Annotated in this window: 27 protein-coding genes and 1 other annotated feature; of the genes, 18 read left to right on the forward strand and 9 right to left on the reverse strand. The window is 51.2% G+C overall.

Features of this window, described 5'->3' with window-relative positions; translation table 11 throughout:
* Positions 1-2: 2 nt before the first annotated feature.
* Genes FEM44_RS24945 through FEM44_RS24980 form a run of 8 tightly spaced genes read left to right on the forward strand, consistent with a single transcriptional unit; the run spans position 3 to position 6,497 of the window.
* Positions 3-278 (forward strand): EutN/CcmL family microcompartment protein, encoded by a 276-nt coding sequence (locus FEM44_RS24945; RefSeq protein WP_130208669.1) that lies wholly within the window; start codon positions 3-5, stop codon positions 276-278.
* Positions 279-289: 11 nt separating this feature from the next.
* Positions 290-1,297, forward strand: coding sequence for a two-domain cob(I)yrinic acid a,c-diamide adenosyltransferase PduO (gene pduO / locus FEM44_RS24950; protein WP_135522061.1), 1,008 nt, complete (start codon positions 290-292; stop codon positions 1,295-1,297).
* A complete protein-coding gene (gene pduP, locus FEM44_RS24955) occupies positions 1,294-2,679 on the forward strand; it encodes a CoA-acylating propionaldehyde dehydrogenase PduP (RefSeq protein WP_135522059.1) in 1,386 nt (461 codons plus the stop codon). Before pduO ends, pduP begins: the two co-directional genes overlap by 4 nt.
* Positions 2,680-2,689: 10 nt before the next feature.
* The gene (locus tag FEM44_RS24960) at positions 2,690-3,802 is read left to right on the forward strand and encodes a 1-propanol dehydrogenase PduQ (protein WP_135522057.1); all 1,113 of its coding nucleotides are present in this window, start codon (positions 2,690-2,692) and stop codon (positions 3,800-3,802) included.
* Positions 3,799-5,142 (forward strand): 4Fe-4S dicluster domain-containing protein, encoded by a 1,344-nt coding sequence (locus FEM44_RS24965; RefSeq protein ID WP_135522055.1) that lies wholly within the window; start codon positions 3,799-3,801, stop codon positions 5,140-5,142. Before FEM44_RS24960 ends, FEM44_RS24965 begins: the two co-directional genes overlap by 4 nt.
* Positions 5,143-5,144: 2 nt before the next feature.
* Positions 5,145-5,699 carry a propanediol utilization microcompartment protein PduT gene (pduT, locus tag FEM44_RS24970; RefSeq protein WP_135522053.1) on the forward strand — a complete coding sequence of 185 codons (555 nt, stop codon included), beginning with the start codon at positions 5,145-5,147 and terminating at the stop codon, positions 5,697-5,699.
* A complete protein-coding gene (gene pduU, locus FEM44_RS24975) occupies positions 5,699-6,049 on the forward strand; it encodes a propanediol utilization microcompartment protein PduU (RefSeq protein ID WP_130208681.1) in 351 nt (116 codons plus the stop codon). The genes pduT and pduU overlap by 1 nt, the downstream gene beginning before the upstream one ends.
* Positions 6,050-6,053: 4 nt before the next feature.
* Complete coding sequence (locus tag FEM44_RS24980) at positions 6,054-6,497, forward strand: EutP/PduV family microcompartment system protein (RefSeq protein WP_135522051.1); 444 nt, start codon at positions 6,054-6,056, stop codon at positions 6,495-6,497.
* 109 nt (positions 6,498-6,606) lie between these two features.
* On the opposite strand, the gene FEM44_RS24985 is transcribed toward FEM44_RS24980, so the two are convergent.
* The 4 genes from FEM44_RS24985 to dacD all read right to left on the reverse strand — a co-directional run bounded on the left by FEM44_RS24985 (position 6,607) and on the right by dacD (position 10,127).
* Positions 6,607-6,936: a DUF496 family protein gene (locus FEM44_RS24985; RefSeq protein WP_000450409.1), complete on the reverse strand. Its 330-nt coding sequence runs from the start codon at positions 6,934-6,936 to the stop codon at positions 6,607-6,609.
* A gap of 171 nt (positions 6,937-7,107) precedes the next feature.
* Entirely contained in the window at positions 7,108-8,166 is a 1,059-nt protein-coding gene (locus FEM44_RS24990) for an FUSC family protein (protein WP_135522049.1), read from the reverse strand.
* Between the two features lie 202 nt (positions 8,167-8,368).
* Positions 8,369-8,842, reverse strand: coding sequence for a DNA gyrase inhibitor SbmC (gene sbmC / locus FEM44_RS24995; RefSeq protein ID WP_130216383.1), 474 nt, complete (start codon positions 8,840-8,842; stop codon positions 8,369-8,371).
* 118 nt (positions 8,843-8,960) lie between these two features.
* Positions 8,961-10,127: a serine-type D-Ala-D-Ala carboxypeptidase DacD gene (gene dacD, locus FEM44_RS25000; protein WP_135522047.1), complete on the reverse strand. Its 1,167-nt coding sequence runs from the start codon at positions 10,125-10,127 to the stop codon at positions 8,961-8,963.
* A gap of 211 nt (positions 10,128-10,338) precedes the next feature.
* On the opposite strand from dacD, the gene sbcB reads away from it, so the two are divergent.
* Positions 10,339-11,763: an exodeoxyribonuclease I gene (gene sbcB / locus FEM44_RS25005; protein WP_135522045.1), complete on the forward strand. Its 1,425-nt coding sequence runs from the start codon at positions 10,339-10,341 to the stop codon at positions 11,761-11,763.
* Positions 11,764-11,838: 75 nt separating this feature from the next.
* Here the strand turns inward: sbcB and plaP are convergent, their stop codons facing one another.
* The 4 genes from plaP to FEM44_RS25025 all read right to left on the reverse strand — a co-directional run bounded on the left by plaP (position 11,839) and on the right by FEM44_RS25025 (position 15,263).
* The gene (plaP, locus tag FEM44_RS25010; RefSeq protein WP_000019197.1) at positions 11,839-13,197 is read right to left on the reverse strand and encodes a putrescine/proton symporter PlaP; all 1,359 of its coding nucleotides are present in this window, start codon (positions 13,195-13,197) and stop codon (positions 11,839-11,841) included.
* The gene (gene yoeI, locus FEM44_RS25015) at positions 13,187-13,249 is read right to left on the reverse strand and encodes a membrane protein YoeI (protein WP_010723108.1); all 63 of its coding nucleotides are present in this window, start codon (positions 13,247-13,249) and stop codon (positions 13,187-13,189) included. Before yoeI ends, plaP begins: the two co-directional genes overlap by 11 nt.
* Before the next feature lie 214 nt (positions 13,250-13,463).
* A complete protein-coding gene (locus FEM44_RS25020) occupies positions 13,464-14,393 on the reverse strand; it encodes a LysR substrate-binding domain-containing protein (RefSeq protein WP_130222301.1) in 930 nt (309 codons plus the stop codon).
* Positions 14,394-14,438: 45 nt separating this feature from the next.
* Positions 14,439-15,263, reverse strand: a complete 825-nt coding sequence (locus FEM44_RS25025) for an SDR family oxidoreductase (RefSeq protein ID WP_130216375.1) — start codon at positions 15,261-15,263, stop codon at positions 14,439-14,441.
* Positions 15,264-15,689: 426 nt separating this feature from the next.
* Between FEM44_RS25025 and hisL the strand changes: the two genes are divergently transcribed.
* From hisL to hisIE, 9 genes are all read left to right on the forward strand, one after another.
* On the forward strand, positions 15,690-15,740 hold the full coding sequence (gene hisL / locus FEM44_RS25030) for a his operon leader peptide (RefSeq protein WP_001364200.1): 51 nt from the start codon (positions 15,690-15,692) through the stop codon (positions 15,738-15,740).
* Positions 15,716-15,839: a sequence feature (His leader region), on the forward strand. (Overlaps the previous gene by 25 nt.)
* A 46-nt stretch (positions 15,840-15,885) precedes the next feature.
* The gene (hisG, locus tag FEM44_RS25035; RefSeq protein ID WP_000131782.1) at positions 15,886-16,785 is read left to right on the forward strand and encodes an ATP phosphoribosyltransferase; all 900 of its coding nucleotides are present in this window, start codon (positions 15,886-15,888) and stop codon (positions 16,783-16,785) included.
* Positions 16,786-16,790: 5 nt separating this feature from the next.
* A complete protein-coding gene (gene hisD, locus FEM44_RS25040) occupies positions 16,791-18,095 on the forward strand; it encodes a histidinol dehydrogenase (protein ID WP_135522044.1) in 1,305 nt (434 codons plus the stop codon).
* Entirely contained in the window at positions 18,092-19,162 is a 1,071-nt protein-coding gene (gene hisC, locus FEM44_RS25045; protein ID WP_000108941.1) for a histidinol-phosphate transaminase, read from the forward strand. The genes hisD and hisC overlap by 4 nt, the downstream gene beginning before the upstream one ends.
* Positions 19,162-20,229, forward strand: a complete 1,068-nt coding sequence (gene hisB, locus FEM44_RS25050) for a bifunctional histidinol-phosphatase/imidazoleglycerol-phosphate dehydratase HisB (RefSeq protein WP_135522042.1) — start codon at positions 19,162-19,164, stop codon at positions 20,227-20,229. Before hisC ends, hisB begins: the two co-directional genes overlap by 1 nt.
* Entirely contained in the window at positions 20,229-20,819 is a 591-nt protein-coding gene (gene hisH / locus FEM44_RS25055; RefSeq protein WP_001103560.1) for an imidazole glycerol phosphate synthase subunit HisH, read from the forward strand. The genes hisB and hisH overlap by 1 nt, the downstream gene beginning before the upstream one ends.
* The gene (gene hisA, locus FEM44_RS25060; protein WP_138159233.1) at positions 20,819-21,559 is read left to right on the forward strand and encodes a 1-(5-phosphoribosyl)-5-[(5-phosphoribosylamino)methylideneamino]imidazole-4-carboxamide isomerase; all 741 of its coding nucleotides are present in this window, start codon (positions 20,819-20,821) and stop codon (positions 21,557-21,559) included. The genes hisH and hisA overlap by 1 nt, the downstream gene beginning before the upstream one ends.
* Positions 21,541-22,317 carry an imidazole glycerol phosphate synthase subunit HisF gene (gene hisF / locus FEM44_RS25065; protein ID WP_042093324.1) on the forward strand — a complete coding sequence of 259 codons (777 nt, stop codon included), beginning with the start codon at positions 21,541-21,543 and terminating at the stop codon, positions 22,315-22,317. The genes hisA and hisF overlap by 19 nt, the downstream gene beginning before the upstream one ends.
* The gene (gene hisIE / locus FEM44_RS25070; protein ID WP_138159235.1) at positions 22,311-22,928 is read left to right on the forward strand and encodes a bifunctional phosphoribosyl-AMP cyclohydrolase/phosphoribosyl-ATP diphosphatase HisIE; all 618 of its coding nucleotides are present in this window, start codon (positions 22,311-22,313) and stop codon (positions 22,926-22,928) included. Before hisF ends, hisIE begins: the two co-directional genes overlap by 7 nt.
* A 97-nt stretch (positions 22,929-23,025) precedes the next feature.
* Here hisIE and wzzB read toward each other — a convergent pair whose 3' ends face one another.
* Positions 23,026-24,006: an LPS O-antigen chain length determinant protein WzzB gene (gene wzzB / locus FEM44_RS25075; RefSeq protein WP_135522195.1), complete on the reverse strand. Its 981-nt coding sequence runs from the start codon at positions 24,004-24,006 to the stop codon at positions 23,026-23,028.
* Positions 24,007-24,030: the final 24 nt, after the last annotated feature.

A 24,030-nucleotide genomic window follows, 5' to 3' on the forward strand; every position in this document is an offset into this window, starting at 1 on the left:
CCATGCATCTCGCTCGAGTCACTGGCGCGGTGGTATCCACACAAAAATCACCTTCCCTGGTCGGGAAAAAACTGCTGCTGGTTCGCCGGGTCAGTGCTGACGGCGAACTGCCTCTCACGCCATTAACCGGTGACGAAGTTGCCGTTGATTCAGTCGGTGCAGGCGTCGGTGAGCTGGTACTCCTCAGCAGTGGATCCAGCGCCAGACATGTTTTTAGCGGCCCCAACGAAGCCATCGACCTGGCAGTGGTCGGCATTGTAGATACGATTTCGCGCTAAGGAGTTGAAAGATGGCGATTTATACCCGCACAGGTGATTCAGGAAGTACGTCTCTATTTACCGGACAACGCGTGAGTAAAACTCATCTACGCGTCGAAGCCTACGGCACACTGGATGAACTGAACGCGACACTCAGTCTGTGTTATTGCGCCACCGCCATCGAAAGCCATCGCATATTACTGGAAGCCATTCAGCAACAGATATTTTGGTTTAGCGCCGAACTCGCCAGTGAAAGCGAACAGCCATCAGCGCAGCAGCGTTACATCAGTACGGAAGAAATTGCCGCACTTGAAAAAGCGATCGATAGCGCAATGAGCGCTGTTCCTCCAGTTCACTGTTTCATTCTGCCAGGACGTTGTGAAGCCGCGAGCCGCATGCATTTCGCGCGCACGGTAGCCCGGCGGGCTGAAAGATGCCTGGTTGAACTGACAACGGAATCCAGCGTCCGCAATGTTTTACTGCACTATATCAACCGGCTTTCCGATTGCCTGTATGCCCTCGCCCGCGTGGAAGACAACGTTGCTCATCAGAACCTGATGATTCAGGAAATCACAAAACGTTATCACGAAGCCAACCACACTTCAGCATTAAAGGAACGCACGATGTCGCTCACTTTTCAGGATCTTCATCAGCTCATTCGTAGCGCGGCAATGCGTGCGGATGAACTGCATATTCCCGTTGTTATCAGCATTGTCGATGCCAACGGAACAGAAAGTGTTACCTGGCGAATGCCTGATGCACTGCTGGTTAGCAGTGAACTGGCACCGAAAAAAGCCTGGACCGCCGTGGCGATGAAAACGGCAACACACAAGCTTACGGATACCGTGCAACCGGGGGCGCCACTTTACGGGCTAGAAAGCCATATGCAAGGCAAAGTCGTCACTTTTGGTGGCGGCTTCCCCCTCTGGCGTGACGGAATATTGCTTGGAGGGCTTGGGATTAGTGGTGGTAGCGTTGAACAAGACATGGATATTGCCCAATGCGCAATGACGGCAATTAACGTGGGAGAAAACCAATGAATAACTCTGAATTAGAAACACTGATCCGCAATATTCTGCGCGAGCAGCTAGCCCCCACGAAATCACAAACGCAAAAAAACGGTATTTTCCAGACTGTCGATGAAGCTATCGGCGCTGCACACCAGGCCTTTTTGCGCTTTCAACAGTGTCCGCTTAAGACTCGCAGCGCCATTATTAGTGCCATTCGCGAAGAGTTAACGCCCCGTCTTACAGAACTGGCGGAAGAGAGCGCTAACGAAACGGGAATGGGAAATAAAGAAGATAAGTACTTAAAAAACAAAGCGGCACTCGATAACACACCAGGAATTGAAGATTTAACCACCACCGCACTGACCGGTGATGGTGGCATGGTTTTGTTTGAATACTCCCCGTTTGGAGTTATTGGCTCGGTCACACCAAGTACCAATCCCACGGAAACCATCATTAACAACAGCATCAGCATGCTGGCAGCTGGTAATAGCGTCTACTTCAGTCCACACCCGGGAGCCCAAAACGTCTCGCTGAAATTGATCGCCATAATCGAAGACATCGCGTTTCGCTGTAGTGGCATTCATAACCTGATCGTTACTGTATCTGAACCGACCTTTGCCGCAACCGAACAGATGATGGTGCACCCTAAAATCAGCGTTCTGGCGATTACCGGCGGTCCGGGCATCGTCGCCATGGGAATGAAAAGTGGCAAGAAAGTGATTGGTGCCGGTGCGGGTAATCCCCCCTGCATCGTCGATGAAACGGCAGATATTGTGAAAGCTGCGGAAGACATCATCAATGGAGCCTCGTTTGATTACAACCTGCCGTGTATCGCAGAAAAAAGCCTGATTGTCGTGGCGTCAGTGGCAGATTATTTAATTCAGCAGATGCAAAGTTTTGGCGCCCTTCTTCTTAACCATGAACAAACTGAAAAATTGCGTGCTGTTTGCCTGCCAGACGGCGTCGCCAACAAAAAACTGGTCGGCAAAAGTCCATCAGCCTTGCTGGAAGCCGCAGGCCTCCCTTTGCCGGCAAAAGCGCCCCGCTTGCTGATTGCCGTTGTTGACGCCGATGATAGCTGGGTTACCAGCGAACAACTCATGCCAATGCTACCCATTGTGAAGGTTAACGATTTTGATAGCGCCCTCACACTTGCGCTGAATGTAGAAGACAGTTTGCATCACACCGCAATTATGCACTCGCAGAACATCTCACGGCTCAACCTTGCCGCGCGCGTTATGCAAACTTCAATCTTTGTCAAAAACGGTCCTTCCTGGGCTGGTATTGGCGTCGGCGGCGAAGGTTTTACGACCTTCACCATTGCTACACCGACCGGAGAAGGGACAACGTCAGCCCGGACTTTTGCCCGCTCACGACGCTGTGTGTTAACCAGCGGCTTTTCCATTCGCTAGAGAAACGGAAATGAATACTTTTTCACTACAGACGCGTTTATACAGCGGACCGGGAAGTCTCAAAGTACTTAGCCGTTTCACGCATAAGCACATCTGGATTATTTGCGACGCCTTTCTGGCGCGATCGCCGTTGATTGATACCTTACGCCTGGCGCTACCCGACAGCAATCGCCCCAGTATTTTTAGCGAAATAACGCCCGACCCAACCATCCAGACAGTGGTAAATGGCATCACTCAGATGCAAACTTTACGCCCGGATGTGGTTATCGGTTTTGGCGGCGGCTCTGCGCTGGACGCCGCAAAAGCGATTGTCTGGTTTAGTCGCCAGTGTGCTATCGAAATTGAAACCTGCGTAGCCATCCCCACCACCAGCGGCACTGGTTCAGAAGTGACCAGCGCCTGTGTCATCAGCGATCCTGAGAAGGGGATTAAATATCCCCTTTTCGATAATGCACTTTATCCGGATATCGCGATCCTCGATCCCTCGCTGGTCGTGAGTGTGCCACCGGCGATAACGGCCAATACCGGAATGGATGTTTTAACCCATGCGCTTGAAGCCTATGTTTCTCCCCGCGCCAGCGACTTCACGGATGCACTGATCGAAAAAGCCGTGCAAATTGTTTTTCACTACCTGCCCACAGCAGTGAATAAAGGCGATTGTCTTGCTACTCGCGGCAAAATGCATAATGCCTCTACGCTTGCAGGAATGGCCTTTAGCCAGGCTGGGCTTGGGTTAAATCATGCGATTGCCCATCAACTCGGTGGGCAGTTTCATTTGCCCCACGGTCTGGCGAATGCGCTCCTGCTGACGACAGTTATTCGTTTTAATGCTAGCGATCCTCGCGCCGCCAAACGCTACGCCCGGCTGGCTAAAACGTGTCATTTATGCCCGGACAATGCCAATGACACCGCAAGCCTGAATGCACTCATTCAACATATTGAACAGCTCAAAAAAACATGTTCAATACCGACTCTCGCCAATGCTCTGAAAGAAAAAAAAGCAGAATGGTCATCACGTATTCCCGATATGGTTCAGGCGGCGCTGGCGGATGCAACATTGCGTACCAACCCACGTGTGGCTGATGCCAATGCTATTGCAGAACTGCTTGAGGAGTTGTTATGAACGATGAGTTCACGTCCTGCGACGGTCAGACGATCCGCGAGCGAGTACAAGCAGCAGGCGTTGTTGGTGCTGGTGGGGCTGGCTTTCCGACACATATCAAGCTACAAGCACGTGTTGATACGTTCCTGGTGAATGCGGCGGAATGCGAACCCATGTTGAAAGTGGACCAGCAGTTAATGGCGCAGCAAGCCAGTCGCCTGCTTCGCGGCGTTCACTACGCGATGAAAGCCACCGGGGCCAGTAGCGGAATCATCGCGCTGAAAGAGAAATATCAACTGGCAATAAACGCCCTCACACCATTACTGCCGCCTGATATCCGCCTGCATATTTTGCCCGACGTTTACCCCGCAGGAGACGAAGTGCTGACCATCTGGATGGCAACAGGTCGCCGCGTTCCACCCGCTGCGTTACCCGTTAGCGTCGGCGTAGTCGTCAATAACGTCCAGACCGTACTCAATATTGCCAGAGCCGTTGAGCAACAGTATCCAGTGACGCGCCGCACGCTAACCATTAATGGTGCGGTTGCGAAACCAATAACGGTGACCGTCCCCATTGGAATGTCTTTACGCGAGGTATTGGCGCTGGCGGGAGGCGCAACGGTAGATAATCCTGGTTTTATCAATGGCGGTCCAATGATGGGGAGTTTGATCACATCGCTCGATACGCCAGTCAGCAAAACCACTGGCGGCTTGCTGGTTTTACCCAACTCTCATTCACTGATCCAGCGTCGAATGCAGGATGACCGCAGCGTACTTGCCGTCGCAAAAACCGTTTGTGAGCAATGCCGCTTATGTACCGATCTCTGCCCACGCCATTTAATTGGTCACGAACTATCACCACATTTGTTAGTACGTGCAGTTAACTACCAACAGCTCGCTACGCCGCAACTGTTACTGACAGCACTCACCTGTTCGGAGTGCAACGTCTGCGCCAGCGTTGCCTGCCCGGTAGGTATATCACCCATGCGCATAAACCGCCTGCTTAAGCAGGAATTACGCGCCAAAAATCTCCGCTACGAAGGTGCCTTAAATCCTGAGGATGCCATGGCAAATTATCGGCTGATTCCAGTAAAACGGCTGGTGGCAAGATTGGGATTAGCCACGTGGTATCAGGACGCGCCATTGTCTGAACACGTACCACAACCCGAAAAAGTGACACTATTGTTACGCCAGCACATCGGTGCCAGCGCAATTCCATGTGTACAAAAAGGCGATTGCGTCGTTCGTGGGCAATGCGTGGGGCAAATTCCACACGGCACATTAGGTGCGCCTATTCATGCCAGTATTGATGGCATGGTCAGCGATGTGACAGAAAACGCGATTACGATAGTGAGAGGTTAATCATGTCGAAAGCGGTAGGTATTTTAGAACTTAGTAGTATCGCGAAAGGAATGGAAACCGGCGATGCCATGCTGAAAAGCGCCAACGTTGAATTACTGGTCAGCAAAACGCTTTGCCCCGGTAAATTTCTGCTGATGCTCGGAGGCGATATCGGTGCAGTACAGCAGGCCATCAACAGCGGCGCTTCCCTTGCAGGTGAAATGCTGGTCGACAGTCTGCTCCTTCCTAATATTCATCCCACTATCCTGCCCGCAATCAGCGGTCTGAACCATGTTGACCAGCGACGGGCTGTCGGTGTTGTCGAAACCTGGAGTGTAGCGGCCTGCATTGACGCTGCCGATTGTGCAGTGAAAGCGGCAAACGTCACGCTCGTACGGGTACATATGGCCTTTGGTATTGGCGGTAAATGCTACATGGTAGTGGCAGGCGATATTTCTGATGTTAATAACGCGGTATCTGTCGCCAGCGAGCGAGCGGGGGAAAAAGGCTTGTTGGTCTATCGCTCGGTAATTGCCCGTCCCCATGAAGCCATGTGGCGTCAGATGGTGGAGGGATAATGTCAACTCAGCACACGACTGAACGAATGATTCAGGAATACGTCCCCGGTAAACAGGTCACGTTGGCACATGTTATTGCAAATCCTGGAAAGGATCTGTTTAAAAAATTAGGCTTACCGGACACCGTTTCCGCTATTGGCATTCTGACGATTACCCCCAGCGAAGCATCTATCATCGCGTGCGATATCGCCACAAAGTCAGGAGCTGTAGAGATTGGTTTTCTTGATCGTTTTACCGGCGCGGTAGTTCTGACTGGCGATGTTTCTGCTATCGAATATGCACTTAGCCAGGTTACCCGCACGCTGGGCGAAATGATGCGCTTTACCGCCTGCCCCATTACCCGGACCTGACTCGATGCAACGTATGATGCTCATCGGCCCCAGCCAGTGCGGAAAAACGTCACTCACGCAATGCCTGCGTGGGGAAGACATTCAGTATCTGAAAACGCAGGCCATCGTCTGGTCACCGGCCACCATTGACACTCCCGGGGAATACCTCGAAAACCGCAGTCTTTACAGTGCGCTGCTGGTCAGCGCCTGTGAAGCAGACATTATCGCGCTGGTGCTTAATGCGGACGCACCGTGGTCACCATTTTCACCTGGTTTTACCACGTCAATGAATCGTCCAGTTATTGGAATAGTCACCAAAGTGGATTTAGCCAGTGAAGAACAGATATCTTTGGTGAAATGCTGGCTACGGGAAGCTGGAGCACGAAAGGTGTTAGTGACCAGTGCGGTAAATAACATCGGGGTTGCAGAACTTCTTGCCTTATTACATACAGAAGAAGGCTGTCGTTAAGCCAGAAATTTCAATATGTTATGAGATGGGAATGATGACTTACAACAGTGAGAAAAGAATCAGTGAACAATGAGGATTGCCCGGCAATCCTCATTGAATAAAGTAGAAATTACTTCGCTTCGCCGTTTTTCATTTCGCCCATAGCTTTCAGCTTTTTGGAGATATCGCGGCGTTCTTTGGAGAGCTCAGCATTTTTGATGATGTAATCATCAACACGATCTTCATAGTCGCCTTTCATGCTGGCGATGATGCCCTGAATTGCTTCAACGCTCATACCAGGTTTGATGTAGTCGCTCAGGTTGTCGAGCAGCAGGACGCGTTTCTGGTTGTCACGGATCTTTTTCTCAACGTCCTGGATTTCACGTTGCAGCTTGTTCTTACGGCGGAACAGACGAACAAATTCCAGCACGTCCTGGAATGAAGGCTTGGTAGTTTCCATTTTTATACCCCTGATAATGTGAGAGTCGGATTCGTTTAAGCAACCGCTATTCGTTAGGGCCAACATTACTCATAGCTGCCGCAGATGACAATGCTTTTATCCCTGTTCACTATCATACCCTTTATCCTTGCTGAATCGAAGCAGCAGCAATTTGATTCTGAAGGTCGGAATTTATTTGCGCAAAGCCCGACAAATCAGATTTGACAGCAACTCCAGTTGATGCGCCGTTTCCATGTTTAGCCATACATAGCCATAAATCGGCGTCTCAACGACTTTCAGATCATGATGATTAGCGAGCAACTGGCGCAACTCTTCCACAGCATCGTTCAGTTTTTCTGTATTGGCAAAAACCGGCTGTGGATTACCTTCGTACAGGGCATGAACAAGAGTCAGCACTATTTGCTGCATCATTTGCTGTGTGTCGCGCAGTTTTTGCGCATTCAGTAGCACGAAATGACTGGGCCTCGTGGCCCAATAAGCATTGATTTGCAGCTCCAGCATACAAACCAGATTACGGTTAATCGTCTGGATACCTTCATATATCGATTTTGGAATACGGGTTTCTTTGCTGGCGGGCGCAATCAGCCCACGCATTTTCACGGCATCAGCCAGGAGTTTTTGCAGATGGCTTTCCAGGTGCGGGCGTTCCAGTAGGTTCGGTGAAAATGCAGATTGGTAGACCCGGTTATATTCGGTAAGGCTTTTCGCCAGTTGAATACGCCAGTGGATGAAGGCCCGCTGCGGCCAGATGCCAGTAAAGACCATGGCCAGTAGGGAGCCGAGGATCACATCGCCGCTTCGCCATAATGCCGTATCAATTTCACCTGTCGGGGAACCAACAACAATCGCCAGCGTCACACCAATCAATAAGCCTTGATAAGGTTTCTTGCCCAGCGCCAGCCAGCCACAAAGAAACATGGCAGCCGCGCACCAGACTAACATTAGCGGTAAAGAGATTAACTCCAGTCGCAGAGCAATAAGACCTAAAATCGAGCCAAACACCGTACCGCCAATACGTTCAAACGCACGAGGGACGACATTCCCCCAGAACGAAATTGGTCCCATGATCACCACCATAGTGACCAGTGGCCAGGTGCTTTCCGGGATAGTAAACAGACGAATGATGAGAAAAGTCAGCAAGAACGCCAGCGCAACCCGAGTACCATGTACAATGCGGTAATGACGGTACACTCGAATTTCGAACGGGCTTAAGGACTTATCGGCACGCACGCGGGCACTCCGTTAAATAAGGATAAAGTTAGCTCAGAACGATTACCGCGGCCAGACACTAAACCAGGTGTCCAGCCGACTTACAAACAGTAATCAGAAACATTCCCGAAGGGATTATCAGAAGTCTGAAGGTCAATTTTACCCTTTTACATGACGAAAAACAGCGAAGCAATCAGGTTAACATCCTGTTGTTGCACCAGCATTAACCCATTTTCGGCTGCACTGCGACATACATTTCAATATCCCAATAGCCGTCTTCCGCTCCGTTATTAAGATAAACTTCGAAACAGGGCTTAGGTGACATCTGATAAGCACTGTCTTGCAAGAGAGTATTAAAAAACTGATACCATGGCGTAGAAAAATCATCGCCTTCTACGCGAGCAACGGCAACCGCATATTGCCCACCGGAGATTTCCGTCAGGATCACGCCTTCACTGTTTTCCGGTAGAGTGAAGTTGTTCTCCAGGGAAACCACCGTGTCGCAGCGTAACTTTTCGGCAGGTGTTTCATCTGGGTTATCGTAATAGACGGCGATCCATTCCTTAGGCACAACTTTTTTGTTGTCTACCCACATCATCAACTGCTCAAAACCTTTCTTTACCGTTTGTTCCCACGGGCCAACGAGATGGAAACCTGCAACGGTACGTTTATCTTCCTGCTTAATCTCGTAGTTCATGACGCCTCCACATACACTGTTTTTTTGTACAGTGTATTTCTCAATGTAAATACCACAAGGAATGAGTGTTGATTATGCGAGCAGACTCGCACTCCTGCCAGTCGGCGCTAAATAAAGGTCAGGAATTATGGTGGAAATAATCGCTCAACCTGGAAAACATACCGCCTTTACCGACAGACTCCAGGGTAACCAATGGCCAATGCGCAACCAATTTATCGCGGTCGTACAGCTCAATTTCCCCTACTCGCTTGTGAGCAGCAATTGGCGCAGTGAGTTCTTTACCATCAAGGGTATATTTTGCTTTGATATTAGGGATCTCCGCTTTCGGCAGCACCATCCAGAACTCTTGTTCCGTTCCCAGTGCGATGTTTTCTTTATCACCATACCAGATGCGTTCCGTACCGACCTTTTTCCCACGGTGCAAAATTTGCACCGTAGTAAAGTTTTGCTGCCCCCAACGCAGTAATTTTCTAGCCTCTTCTTCGCGAGCTTTTGCGCTGTCGGCCCCCATTACCACTGCAATGAGACGGCGTTGCCCATCCACCGCCGAAGCAATGAGATTAAACCCGGCCCCGGATGTATGCCCGGTTTTCAGGCCGTCAACGTTCATGGTTTTATCCCACAATAGCCCGTTTCGGTTTTGCTGGGTGATGCCGTTCCAGGTAAGGCTTTTTTCGCTGTACATATGGTAAAACTCAGGTTCGCCGTGGATGATGGCGCGAGAGAGCACAGCTAAATCATAGGCTGAGCTATGCTGGCCCGGCGCATCCAGACCGTGAACCGTTTCAAAATGGGTATCCTGTAAATGCAACTTTTCAGCGTAATTGTTCATCATTGTGACGAACTGCCGTTGCCCCCCGGCAATATAATCCGCAAGCGCCACACAGGCGTCATTGCCGGAATCCACAATTAATCCACGGCTTAAATCACGTACCGATACGCGATCGCCCTCTTTCAAAAACATCAGTGAAGAACCGACAAAAACCGGATTATCTTTCGCCCACGCATCGCGTCCCACAGTGACAATATCGTCTGGTGTTATGCGATGGCTATCGATAGCGCGATCGACGACATAGCCCGTCATTAGCTTAGTCAGGCTGGCAGGGTTACGTTGTTGGTGCTCATTACCCGCCGTGAGGATCTGTCCGGTTGTGTAATCCATCAAAACCCATGATCCCGCATGAATCTCCGGAGGTTGGGGTGAAAAGGGAATATTTTCCGTCGCAAAACCAGACGATAAATTAAAAACGAACAAAGAAGCAGCAATAATAAGACGGCGTTTCAACAGCAAATCCTCAGGTGTTTCCAATAGCTGTTCTTTTTACGGAAATCCTGATGAACTGGCTGGAATAAAGTGCAAGAAAATGTGACATTTATCTCATTTTAATCTGACATTATCTGTTTCCACACGCAACCAAAATATCGCTCTAAAGCTGATTAGCACGATGATATTTGATACTCTGGCATACAACAGAAATAACGGATTTAACCTAACGATGAATGACGGTAAGCAACAATCTACCTTTTTGTTTCATGATTACGAAACCTTTGGCACGCACCCCGCGTTAGATCGCCCTGCGCAGTTTGCCGCCATTCGCACTGATAGCGAATTCAATATTATCTGCGAACCTGAAGTCTTTTACTGCAAGCCTGCGGACGATTATTTACCCCAGCCAGGGGCGGTGTTAATTACCGGCATCACTCCACAGGAGGCGCGTGCAAAAGGGGAAAACGAAGCTGCCTTTGCCGCCCGTATTCACTCGCTTTTTACCGTACCGAAGACCTGTATTCTTGGTTACAACAATGTGCGTTTTGACGACGAAGTTACGCGCAATATCTTTTATCGTAATTTTTACGATCCCTATGCCTGGAGTTGGCAGCATGATAACTCTCGCTGGGATCTGCTTGACGTGATGCGTGCCTGTTATGCCCTGCGTCCGGAGGGGATCAACTGGCCTGAAAATGATGACGGTCTACCGAGTTTTCGCCTTGAACATTTAACCAAAGCTAATGGTATTGAACATAGCAACGCCCACGATGCGATGGCCGATGTGTACGCCACTATTGCGATGGCGAAGTTGGTGAAAACACGTCAACCACGCCTGTTTGATTATCTCTTTACCCATCGTAATAAGCACAAACTGACGGCGTTGATTGATGTGCCGCAGATGAAACCGCTGGTACATGTTTCCGGTATGTTTGGCGCATGGCGCGGCAATACCAGCTGGGTGGCACCACTGGCGTGGCATCCTGAAAATCGCAATGCCGTGATTATGGTGGATTTGGCGGGAGATATCTCGCCACTCCTGGAGCTGGACAGCGACACGCTGCGCGAGCGCCTGTATACCGCGAAAGCCGATCTGGGCGATAACGCCGCCGTTCCGGTTAAGCTGGTGCATATTAATAAATGTCCGGTGCTGGCGCAGGCGAATACGCTGCGCCCGGAAGATGCCGACAGGTTGGGAATTAATCGTCAGCATTGTCTCGATAACCTGAAAATTCTGCGTGAAAACCCGCAAGTCCGCGAAAAAGTGGTTGCGATATTTGCTGAAGCCGAACCATTTACACCTTCAGATAACGTCGATGCACAGCTCTATAATGGCTTTTTCAGTGACGCCGATCGCGCAGCAATGAAAATTGTACTGGAAACCGAGCCGCGTAATTTACCGGCACTGGATATCACCTTTGTCGATAAACGTATTGAGAAACTGTTGTTCAATTATCGGGCGCGTAACTTCCCGGGGACGCTGGATTACGCCGAGCAGCAACGCTGGCTGGAGCACCGCCGTCAGGTCTTCACAGCAGAATTTTTGCAAAGTTATGCTGATGAATTGCAGATGCTGGCACAACAATATGCCGATGACAAAGAGAAAGTAGCGCTGTTAAAAGCGCTTTGGCAGTACGCGGAAGAGATCGTCTGAAACAAAAAAGCCGGAGTTTATATCTCTCCGGCTTTTTTAGATTTACCGGATGATTATGTCATCCGGCTTGTAAGATTATGCAACGTCTTCGTACTGCGGAACCGGGTTGCGGAAGCTCTTAGTCACGCAAGCCAGGTAAATCAGACCGATAGCTGCCCAGATCAGACCCAGAACCATCGAGCTTTCTTCCAGGTTAACCCACAGCGCACCTACAGTCAGCGCACCACACATCGGCAGGAACAGATACTGGAAGTGATCTTTCAGCGTCTTGTTACGCTTCTCACGGATCCAGAACTGCGAGATAACCGACAGGTTAACGAAGGTGAACGCCACCAGCGCACCAAAGTTAATCAGCGCCGTTGCCATTACCAGGTCAAAGTTGATTGCCAGCAGAGCAATCGCGCCAACCAGGATAATGTTCATCGCCGGAGTACGCCATTTCGGGTGTACATAACCGAAGAAGCTTTTCGGGAACACGCCGTCACGACCCATTACGTACATCAGACGCGCTACGCCTGCGTGCGCCGCCATACCGGACGCCAGTACGGTAATGGTGGAGAAGATCAGCGCGCCAACCTGGAACGCTTTGCCCGCAACGTACAGCATGATTTCAGGCTGTGACGCATCCGGATCTTTAAAGCGAGAGATATCCGGGAAGTACAGTTGCAGGAAGTAAGTTGCAAAGATGAAGATCATGCCGCCAATCAGCGCGGTCAGGAAAATCGCACGCGGGATCACGCGCTCTGCATCTTTGGTTTCTTCCGACAAGTTGCTGATGCCGTCAAAGCCGGTAAAGGAGAAGCACAGAATCGTCGCACCGGTAATCATCGGGATGACATGTGCATCACCGGACCAGAACGGACGCGTGCTCGCCAGCGTACCAGCGCCTTCACCTTCAAATACGCCATACACAACCATGCCCAGAATCACCGCGATCAGCACTACCTGCAACACCACGATTACGGTGTTGAAGTTCGCTACGGATTTCAGACTACGCAGGTTAAAGGCGGTCATAAAGGCCACCAGCGCCACCACAAACATCCACGATGGAATGGAAGGCACCAGAGCTTCAAAATAGATTTTCGCCAGCAGAATGTTGATCATCGGCGCGAACAGATAGTCGAGCAGAGAAGACCAACCCACCATAAAGCCAACCGTCGGGCTAATGGATTTCTGGGCGTAAGTGTATGCAGAGCCAGCAGAAGGATAGCGGCGAACCAGCTTCCCGTAGCTCAGAGCCGTAAACAGGATCGCAATCAATGCGAACGCATAGGCTGTCGGCACATGACCATCCGTGAGGCCTGAAACGATACCAAAAGTATCAAACAGCGTCATCGGCTGCATATAGGCAAGACCCATCATTACAACCGGAACTAACGTAAGCGTTTTACGCAATTCCACGCGAGAGGTGTTTGGAGTAACGTTATGCGACATGGTCATTCTCCTTTACGGTGATAACCGTCGCGTAAGCAAAAAATTGCCCCATTTTTTTGGATTCCTCAGCGACAACAACTGTCGATTTTTAGTAAATATCTATCCGGTACGAAGCCCGGCCTCTTGGTATGAATGATTGGTTTGAAGCAAAAAATAACCGACGTGGATGAAACGTCGGTTTTTAGTCATTTTTTGACAGCGGCGCATTGTGCCTAAATGGGGGGTAAATGACAAGAGAATGAGAGGCTTGTCATATAATTTTTTATTTAAATGGCTGATTTTCCGTCATCATATTTTGCATAAACACCAGCAATAGCACTATTTGCTAAAATCTCATCCCGCCACCACGCACTGGCAAGCCCTGCGGTTTGTTCATTCCATCCAATCCATACGGGTTCAAAGAGGGATTGCGCAACCACTTTCTTCTCAATTAACGCGCCACTATCGAGAAAGCGTTGCGCCAGATAGCGTGGTAAATAACCGCAACCAAGACCGCTGATTTGTAATTCCAGTTTGGTTTTAAAATCAAATACGGTAATGGCCTCTTGTTCGTCGAGAAGTTGTGATGCCGTAGATGCGCCAGCCTGCGCGGTATCACCCACGATAATCGCCCGATAGCGTTTAATGATTCGGCGATTTAACGGTTCCTCTTCCAGAGCTAACGGATGATGAGGTGCAATCGCGAAAACTTGCTCCAGATCGCCCAACCGAGAGAAACCATATTCGCTGGAAGAGGGTGGCTCATGCATCGCGCCAACAATAATATCCGCTCGCCCCTGAGTCAGGGCATCCCAGGAACCGCCCAGAACGCCATTGACAAACTTCAGACGCGTGACGTTGTGATGTTGATAAAAGGCTTCAATAAGTGGCGCAAGCAGTGAAAAGGGAAAGGTATCATCAACACCAATCACCAGTTCATTTTCCCAGCCTTCATGGAGTTTGATCGCTTGTTTTTCCAGCTCATGGACAGTGTGGAGAACTTCCCGCCCTTTCTCTAATAACATTTTTCCGGTGCGGGTGAATTTAGCGCGGTGACCGCTACGATCAAGCAATTGAATATTAAGGTCGCTTTCCAGCTTGTGAACGGTGTAACTCAGAGCGGACGGCGTCTTATAGAGTTTGGCCGACGCCGCCGCAAAACTGCCCTCTTTTTCTAAGGCATCGAGGATCATCAACACATCCAGCAGTGGTTTCATACACGCCCCCTTGCAGTGTATGCGGCGTCCTGCTGGCGTGATGGTTTACTCCAGCGGCATTACCAGCGGATCGGGATACTGGTATTCAAATCCCAGTTCATTACAGATCCGACTCCCATCAATAATTTTACCTTTGCCGCTGTCCAGACTATTTCTGAACTGCGGAGGTTCCAGCCCCAGTAAACGGGCCATCTGCGGATAGAAAACATTGCGCGCAGGGTGAGCTGGCGCACATATATTATAGATGTGTCCGCCTTTAGGTGCCTGTAACAACAGAGTGATAGCGCCAATAACATCTTCCAGGTGAACTAAATTCACACCATGTTCACCATCAGGCGCGGTTTTTCCGGCAAAGAAGCGTCCGGGATGACGCCCAGGCCCGACCAGACCAGCAAGACGCAAAATATCAACCGAAGTACCGGGTAAATTGTGCAGCCAGTCTTCCAGCTCTTTTAACACTCGTCCACTATGGGTCAGCGGATTACGCGGAGTGTTTTCTTTCACCGTGCCTTGTGCGTCGCCATAGACAGACGTTGAGCTGGTAAAAATAATGCGGGGAATACGATGAGCCAGCGCGCTATCCACCAGCTCCTGTACTGCTTGTAAATAGAACTCATCGCCGGGGCCGCTGCGGCGTGCCGGAAGCGTAATCACCAGCGCATCGGCATCCATCAGGGCATCCAAATCGTCAGAATCGCAAACTAAATCGGGCTCCATGCGAAGCAGATAGCTATCAATCCCACTCATTTGGGCCGCTTCTACGCCATCTTGTGTAGTTTTACTCCCGGTGACTTGCCAGCCTCGCGCTGAAAGTGACATCGCCAGCGGCATGCCTAACCACCCTAACCCGACAATTGCGACCTTTTTCATCCGTTTTCTCCTGATACACCTTAGATCTATAAGGCTACGCCAGCGTATCAAAACTGACAATTCATTCTATGAATGAAATCGAAACTGTTAGCAAATATACAATTGCCTGATGCGCTCCGCTTATCAGTCCTACAAAAACATCAATATATTGAATTTAGGCAACATTTGTAGACCAGATAAGGCATTCACACCGCATCCGGCAGGAACAAAGCCCACTTTAGTTACAGAACACAATGTTCTTGAGGGTTTTAAAGACATATTTTCACATTACTTTTTTTAACGTACTCAGTCCTGGCCCCCTCCTTTCCCCGCTCATTCATTAAACAAATCCATCGCCATAAAATATATAAAAAAGCCCTTGCTTTCTAACGTGAAAGTGGTTTAGGTTAAAAGACATCAGTTGAATAAACATTCACAGAGACTTTTATGACACGCGTTCAATTTAAACACCACCATCATCACCATCACCCTGACTAGTCTTTCAGGCGATGTGTGCTGGAAGACATTCAGATCTTCCAGTGGTGCATGAACGCATGAGAAAGCCCCCGGAAGATCACCTTCCGGGGGCTTTTTTATTGCGCGGTTGATAACGATTCAGACAGGTATAAAGAGGAAAAAGAAAATGACAGACAACACTCGTTTACGCATAGCTATGCAGAAATCAGGACGTTTAAGTGATGACTCACGCGAATTGCTGGCGCGCTGTGGCATAAAAATTAATCTTCACACTCAGCGCCTGATCGCAATGGCTGAAAACATGCCGATTGATATTCTGCGCGTGCGTGACGACGACATTCCCGGTCTGGTAATGGACGGCGTGGTAGACCTTGGGATTATCGGCGAAAACGTGCTGGAAGAAGAGTTGCTTAACCGCCGCGCCCAGGGTGAAGATCCACGCTACTTTACCCTGCGTCGTCTGGATTTCGGCGGCTGCCGCCTTTCGCTGGCAACGCCGGTTGATGAAGCCTGGGACGGCCCGCTCTCTTTAAACGGTAAACGTATCGCCACCTCTTATCCTCACCTGCTCAAGCGTTATCTCGACCAGAAAGGCATCTCTTTTAAATCCTGCTTACTGAACGGTTCTGTCGAAGTCGCCCCGCGTGCCGGACTGGCGGATGCGATTTGCGATCTGGTTTCCACTGGCGCCACGCTGGAAGCCAACGGCCTGCGCGAAGTGGAAGTTATCTACCGCTCGAAAGCCTGCCTGATCCAGCGCGATGGCGAAATGGAAGAATCCAAACAGCAACTGATCGACAAACTGCTGACCCGTATTCAGGGCGTTATCCAGGCGCGCGAATCAAAATACATCATGATGCACGCACCGACCGAACGTCTGGATGAAGTCATCGCCCTGCTGCCAGGCGCCGAACGCCCAACTATTCTGCCGCTGGCGGGGGATCAACAGCGCGTAGCGATGCACATGGTCAGTAGCGAAACCCTGTTCTGGGAAACCATGGAAAAACTGAAAGCGCTGGGTGCCAGTTCAATCCTGGTCCTGCCGATTGAGAAGATGATGGAGTGATCGCCATGAGCTTTAACACAATCATTGACTGGAATAGCTGTACTGCGGAGCAACAACGCCAGCTGTTAATGCGCCCGGCGATCTCCGCTTCTGAAAGCATTACCCGCACTGTTAACGATATTCTCGATAACGTGAAAGCACGCGGCGATGACGCCCTGCGGGAATACAGCGCGAAGTTTGATAAAACCACGGTTACCGCGCTGAAGGTGTCTGCTGAGGAAATCGCCGACGCCTGCGAACGCCTGAGCGATGACCTAAAACAGGCGATGGCGGTGGCAGTAAAGAATATTGAAACCTTCCACACTGCGCAAAAACTGCCGCCGGTAGATGTCGAAACTCAGCCAGGCGTACGTTGCCAGCAGGTAACGCGTCCGGTGGCTTCGGTGGGTTTATATATTCCTGGCGGCTCCGCCCCGCTCTTCTCAACGGTATTAATGCTGGCGACTCCGGCGCGTATTGCTGGCTGTAATAAAGTGGTGTTGTGCTCACCGCCGCCGATTGCCGATGAGATCCTTTACGCGGCGCAGCTGTGCGGCGTGCAGGATGTGTTTAACGTCGGCGGCGCACAGGCCATTGCCGCACTGGCGTTTGGTACTGAATCTGTGCAGAAAGTGGACAAAATCTTCGGGCCTGGCAACGCCTTTGTCACCGAGGCAAAACGCCAGGTAAGCCAGCGTCTGGATGGTGCGGCGATCGATATGCCCGCAGGCCCGTCGGAAGTGTTGGTCATTGCCGACAGCGGCGCAACGCCGGATTTTGTCGCCTCTGATTTGCTCTCCCAGGCAGAACACGGCCCGGACTCACAGGTGATTTTACTGACGCCCGATGCTGATATGGCGCGTCAAGTTGCCGAAGCCGTCGAACGCCAGCTGGCAGAACTGCCGAGAGCTGAAACCGCCCGCCAGGCACTGAGCGCCAGCCGCCTGATCGTGACCAACGATTTAGCGCAGTGCGTAGAGATCTCCAACCAGTACGGCCCGGAGCACCTGATCATTCAGACCCGCAACGCCCGCGATCTGGTCGATGGCATCACCAGCGCCGGTTCGGTATTTCTTGGTGACTGGTCACCGGAATCGGCAGGTGATTACGCCTCCGGCACCAACCACGTTCTGCCGACTTACGGTTACACCGCCACATGTTCCAGCCTCGGGCTGGCGGATTTCCAGAAGCGCATGACCGTGCAGGAACTGTCAAAAGAAGGGTTTTCCGCCCTGGCAGCAACCATTGAAACACTGGCTGCTGCCGAGCGCCTGACCGCCCACAAAAATGCCGTTACTTTGCGTGTTAACGCCCTGAAGGAGCAAGCATGAGCACCGTGACTATTACCGATTTAGCGCGTGAAAACGTCCGCAACCTGACGCCGTATCAGTCGGCGCGTCGTCTGGGCGGTAACGGCGATGTCTGGCTGAACGCCAACGAATATCCCACAGCCGTCGAGTTTCAGCTTACCCAGCAAACGCTCAACCGCTACCCGGAATGCCAGCCGAAAGCGGTGATTGAAAATTACGCGCAATATGCAGGCGTAAAACCGGAGCAGGTGCTGGTCAGCCGTGGCGCGGACGAAGGTATTGAACTGCTGATCCGCGCTTTTTGCGAACCGGGCAAAGACGCCATCCTCTACTGCCCGCCAACGTACGGCATGTACAGCGTCAGCGCCGAAACCATTGGTGTCGAGTGCCGTACAGTGCCGACGCTGGACAACTGGCAACTGGACTTGCAGGGTATTTCCGACAAGCTGGACGGCGTAAAAGTGGTTTATGTTTGCAGCCCCAACAACCCGACCGGGCAACTGATCAATCCGCAAGATTTTCGCACCCTGCTGGAGTTAACGCGCGGTAAAGCCATTGTGGTTGCCGATGAAGCCTATATCGAGTTTTGCCCGCAGGCATCGCTGGCTGGCTGGCTGGCGGAATATCCGCACCTGGCTATTTTGCGCACACTGTCGAAAGCCTTCGCGTTGGCGGGGCTTCGTTGCGGATTTACGCTGGCAAACGAAGAGGTCATCAACCTGCTGATGAAAGTGATCGCCCCCTACCCGCTCTCGACGCCAGTTGCCGACATTGCGGCACAGGCGTTAAGCCCGCAGGGAATCGTCGCCATGCGCGAACGAGTGGCGCAAATTATTGCTGAACGTGAATACCTGATTGCCGCACTGAAAGAGATCCCCTGTGTGGAGCAGGTTTTCGACTCCGAAACCAACTACATTCTGGCGCGCTTTAAAGCCTCCAGCGCAGTGTTTAAATCTTTGTGGGATCAGGGCATTATCTTACGTGATCAGAATAAACAACCCTCTTTAAGCGGCTGCCTGCGAATTACCGTCGGAACCCGTGAAGAAAGCCAGCGCGTCATTGACGCCTTACGTGCGGAGCAAGTTTGATGAGTCAGAAGTATCTTTTTATCGATCGCGATGGAACCCTGATTAGCGAACCGCCGAGTGATTTTCAGGTGGACCGTTTTGACAAACTCGCCTTTGAACCGGGCGTGATCCCGGAGCTGCTGAAGCTGCAAAAAGCGGGCTATAAGCTGGTGATGATCACTAATCAGGATGGTCTGGGAACACAAAGTTTCCCGCAGGCGGATTTTGATGGCCCGCACAACCTGATGATGCAGATCTTCACCTCGCAAGGCGTGCAGTTTGATGAAGTGCTGATTTGCCCACACCTGCCCGCCGATGAATGCGACTGCCGTAAGCCGAAAGTAAAACTAGTGGAACATTATCTCGCTGAGCAAGCGATGGATCGTGCCAACAGTTATGTAATTGGCGATCGCGCGACCGATATTCAACTGGCTGAAAACATGGGCATTAATGGTTTACGCTACGACCGCGAAACCCTTAACTGGCCGATGATTGGCGAGCAGCTCACTAAACGAGACCGTTACGCCCATGTAGTGCGCAACACCAAAGAGACGCAAATTGACGTTCAGGTGTGGCTGGATCGCGAAGGCGGCAGCAAGATTAACACCGGCGTGGGATTCTTTGATCACATGCTGGATCAGATCGCCACCCACGGCGGTTTCCGCATGGAAATCAACGTCAAAGGAGACCTCTATATCGACGATCACCACACCGTCGAAGATACCGGCCTGGCGCTGGGGGAAGCATTAAAAATTGCTCTCGGTGACAAACGCGGTATTTGCCGCTTTGGTTTTGTGCTGCCGATGGACGAATGCCTTGCGCGCTGCGCGCTGGATATCTCTGGTCGCCCGCACCTGGAATATAAAGCCGAGTTTACCTACCAGCGCGTGGGCGATCTCAGCACCGAAATGATCGAGCACTTCTTCCGTTCGCTCTCTTACACCATGGGCGTGACGCTGCACCTGAAAACTAAAGGTAAAAACGATCACCACCGTGTAGAGAGCCTGTTCAAAGCCTTTGGTCGCACCCTGCGCCAGGCCATTCACGTGGAAGGCGACACCCTGCCCTCGTCGAAAGGAGTGCTGTAATGAACGTGGTGATCCTTGATACCGGCTGCGCCAACCTGAACTCGGTGAAATCTGCCATTGCGCGTCACGGTTATGAACCAAAAGTCAGCCGTGACCCTGACGTAGTGTTGTTGGCCGATAAACTGTTTTTGCCTGGCGTCGGCACCGCACAAGCAGCGATGGATCAGGTGCGTGAGCGCGAGCTGTTTGATCTCATCAAAGCCTGTACCCAACCGGTGCTGGGCATCTGCTTAGGGATGCAACTGCTGGGACGACGCAGTGAAGAGAGCAATGGCGTCGATTTGTTGGGTATCATCGACGAAGACGTGCCGAAAATGACCGACTTTGGCCTGCCGCTCCCGCATATGGGCTGGAACCGCGTATACCCGCAGGCGGGCAACCGTCTGTTTCAGGGAATTGAAGACGGCGCGTACTTTTACTTTGTTCACAGCTACGCGATGCCAGTAAATCCGTGGACCATCGCCCAGTGTAATTACGGCGAACCATTCACCGCTGCGGTGCAAAAAGATAACTTCTACGGCGTTCAGTTCCACCCGGAACGTTCTGGTGCCGCTGGCGCTAAGTTGCTGAAAAACTTCCTGGAGATGTGATGATTATACCGGCATTAGATTTAATCGACGGCACCGTGGTGCGTCTCCATCAGGGCGATTACGGCAAACAGCGCGATTACGGCAACGACCCACTGCCGCGCTTACAGGATTACGCGGCACAAGGTGCCGAAGTATTACACCTGGTGGATCTGACCGGGGCAAAAGATCCGGCAAAACGTCAAATCCCGCTGATTAAAACCCTGGTGGCGGGCGTTAACGTTCCGGTGCAGGTTGGCGGCGGCGTGCGTAGCGAAGAAGACGTAGCGGCGTTACTGGAAGCAGGCGTTGCGCGCGTGGTGGTAGGCTCCACCGCGGTGAATGAAATCACAGAAATGGTGAAAGGTTGGTTTGAACGCTTCGGTGCCGATGCCTTAGTGCTGGCGCTGGATGTCCGTATTGACGAGCAAGGCAACAAGCAGGTGGCGGTCAGCGGCTGGCAAGAGAACTCGGGCGTTTCGCTGGAACAACTGGTGGAAACCTATCTACCCACAGGCCTGAAACATGTGCTGTGTACCGATATCTCGCGCGACGGCACGCTGGCAGGTTCTAACGTCTCTTTATATGAAGAAGTGTGCGCCAGATATCCGCAAGTGGCATTTCAGTCCTCTGGCGGCATTGGCGACATTGATGATGTCGCTGCCCTGCGTGGCACTGGCGTACGCGGCGTAATAGTTGGTCGTGCATTGCTGGAAGGTAAATTCACCGTGAAGGAGGCTATCGCATGCTGGCAAAACGCATAATTCCGTGTCTCGACGTTCGTGATGGTCAGGTGGTGAAAGGCGTACAGTTTCGCAACCATGAAATCATTGGCGATATTGTGCCGCTGGCAAAACGCTACGCCGAAGAAGGCGCTGACGAACTGGTGTTCTACGATATCACCGCTTCCAGCGATGGGCGTGTGGTAGATAAAAGCTGGGTATCTCGCGTGGCGGAAGTGATCGACATTCCCTTCTGCGTAGCTGGCGGGATTAAGTCACTGGATGACGCTGCCAAAATTCTTTCCTTTGGCGCGGATAAAATCTCCATAAACTCCCCTGCGCTGGCAGATCCGACATTGATTACCCGTCTGGCAGATCGTTTTGGCGTGCAGTGTATTGTGGTGGGCATAGATACCTGGTACGACGCCGAAACCGGCAAATATCATGTGAATCAATATACCGGCGATGAAAGCCGCACCCGCGTCACTCAGTGGGAAACGCTCGACTGGGTAGAGGAAGTGCAAAAACGCGGTGCCGGAGAAATCGTTCTTAATATGATGAATCAGGACGGCGTGCGTAACGGTTACGATCTTGAGCAACTGAAAAAAGTACGTGAAGTCTGCCACGTACCGCTGATTGCCTCCGGTGGCGCAGGCACTATGGAACACTTCCTCGAAGCCTTCCGCGATGCCGACGTCGATGGCGCGCTGGCGGCTTCCGTATTCCACAAACAAATAATCAATATTGGTGAATTAAAAGCGTACCTGGCAACACAGGGCGTGGAGATCAGGATATGTTAACAGAACAACAACGTCGCAAACTGGACTGGGAAAAAACCGACGGGATGATGCCAGTGATTGTACAACACGCGGTATCCGGCGAAGTCGAAGTGTTAATGCTGGGCTACATGAACCCGGAAGCTCTGGACAAAACCATCGAAAGCGGCAAAGTCACCTTCTTCTCGCGTACTAAACAGCGACTGTGGACAAAAGGCGAAACGTCGGGAAATTTCCTCAATGTGGTGAGTATTGCCCCGGACTGCGACAACGACACGCTACTGGTACTGGCGAATCCCATCGGCCCGACCTGCCACAAAGGCACCAGCAGCTGCTTTGGCGACACCGCTCACCAGTGGCTGTTCCTGTATCAACTGGAACAACTGCTCGCCGAACGTAAATCTGCCGATCCGGAAACCTCCTACACTGCCAAACTGTATGCCAGCGGCACCAAGCGCATTGCGCAGAAAGTGGGTGAAGAAGGCGTGGAAACCGCACTGGCCGCGACGGTACATGACCGCTTTGAACTGACCAACGAGGCGTCTGACTTGATGTATCACCTGCTGGTGCTGTTGCAGGATCAGGCGCTGGACTTAACGACGGTAATTGAGAACCTACGTAAACGGCATCAGTGAGTTGCGGGCTGACCGGATGTGATGTAGCTGTCGCATCCGGCAAAAAAAAACGGGCAAGGTGTCACCACCCTGCCCTTTTTATTTAAAGCTGAAAAGATTATTTCGCGTTGTAATTACGCAGCGCATTACGCCCCAGCACAATCCCCGCGCCAACCATACCGCCCAACAGCACAGCCAGAATCAAGGTAATTGCTTTCTTCGGGCTATCGCGACGAATTGGCAGTGTGGGTTTCATAACGTAACGGTAGGCATGAATATCAAGATCATCAACCTTCAGACTTTCGATATCCAGCAGGTTTTGACGAGTCTGATAGTAACCAGGCGAGAAAACCAGCGGACGGGTCGCTTCATGCTTTATCATCGACTCCAGTGCTTCGCTACCTAACAAAAGCAACGTGTCCTGAGTAATATTTTCACCAGTCTGCTGAATCTGCGGCTTTGTTACCTGCGCCTGATTCGCATACTGCAACGCTTCCTGAATCTGGCGGATACGCAGAGTTTTTTGCTCTTGAGCCACCACTTCCTGAGTTTTCAGGGAGTCCTGCAAGGTTTTCATACCCAAAGCGATATTATCCTTCAGGTCTTTCTCCAGCTCTTCATTCACTCGGTCATCAACTTGTTGAATGTATTCAGCCAGCTTTTTCTGTGCATCCGCCGCAGTGTGCCCGACATAAGAAACAGCTAACGGTAACGGCTGGTTTTTAACAGCAGGCTCGATAGTCAGTTTTTCGCGTTCTTCCTGATTATCCAGCGTTTCCGCTAATGCAGAGAAAGCAGAACTGAAGCGCCCAATCAACGCCTCCTGTAAATCAGCTACTTTTGGCGCAGCCTGGCCATAAATTACATTCATGGCGTTGTTATAGCCGGCAATTTGCCCCACATCAGGTTGAGTGACAATGGCTGTTGATGTCCATTGCTCTTTCGCTACTGCCAGGTATCCAATAGCCAACACGATAGCCACAATGACTGTGGCGATAATGGTCATCTTCCCGCGCCACAGTTGCATCAGTAAATCAATTAAATCAATTTGTTCCGGGTCATTGTGGTGCCCAGAAATATTATTATTTTCAACTTTCATCATTACCCTAACAGACGGAAAATT

Source organism: Escherichia sp. E4742, assembly GCF_005843885.1.
Lineage (GTDB): Bacteria > Pseudomonadota > Gammaproteobacteria > Enterobacterales > Enterobacteriaceae > Escherichia.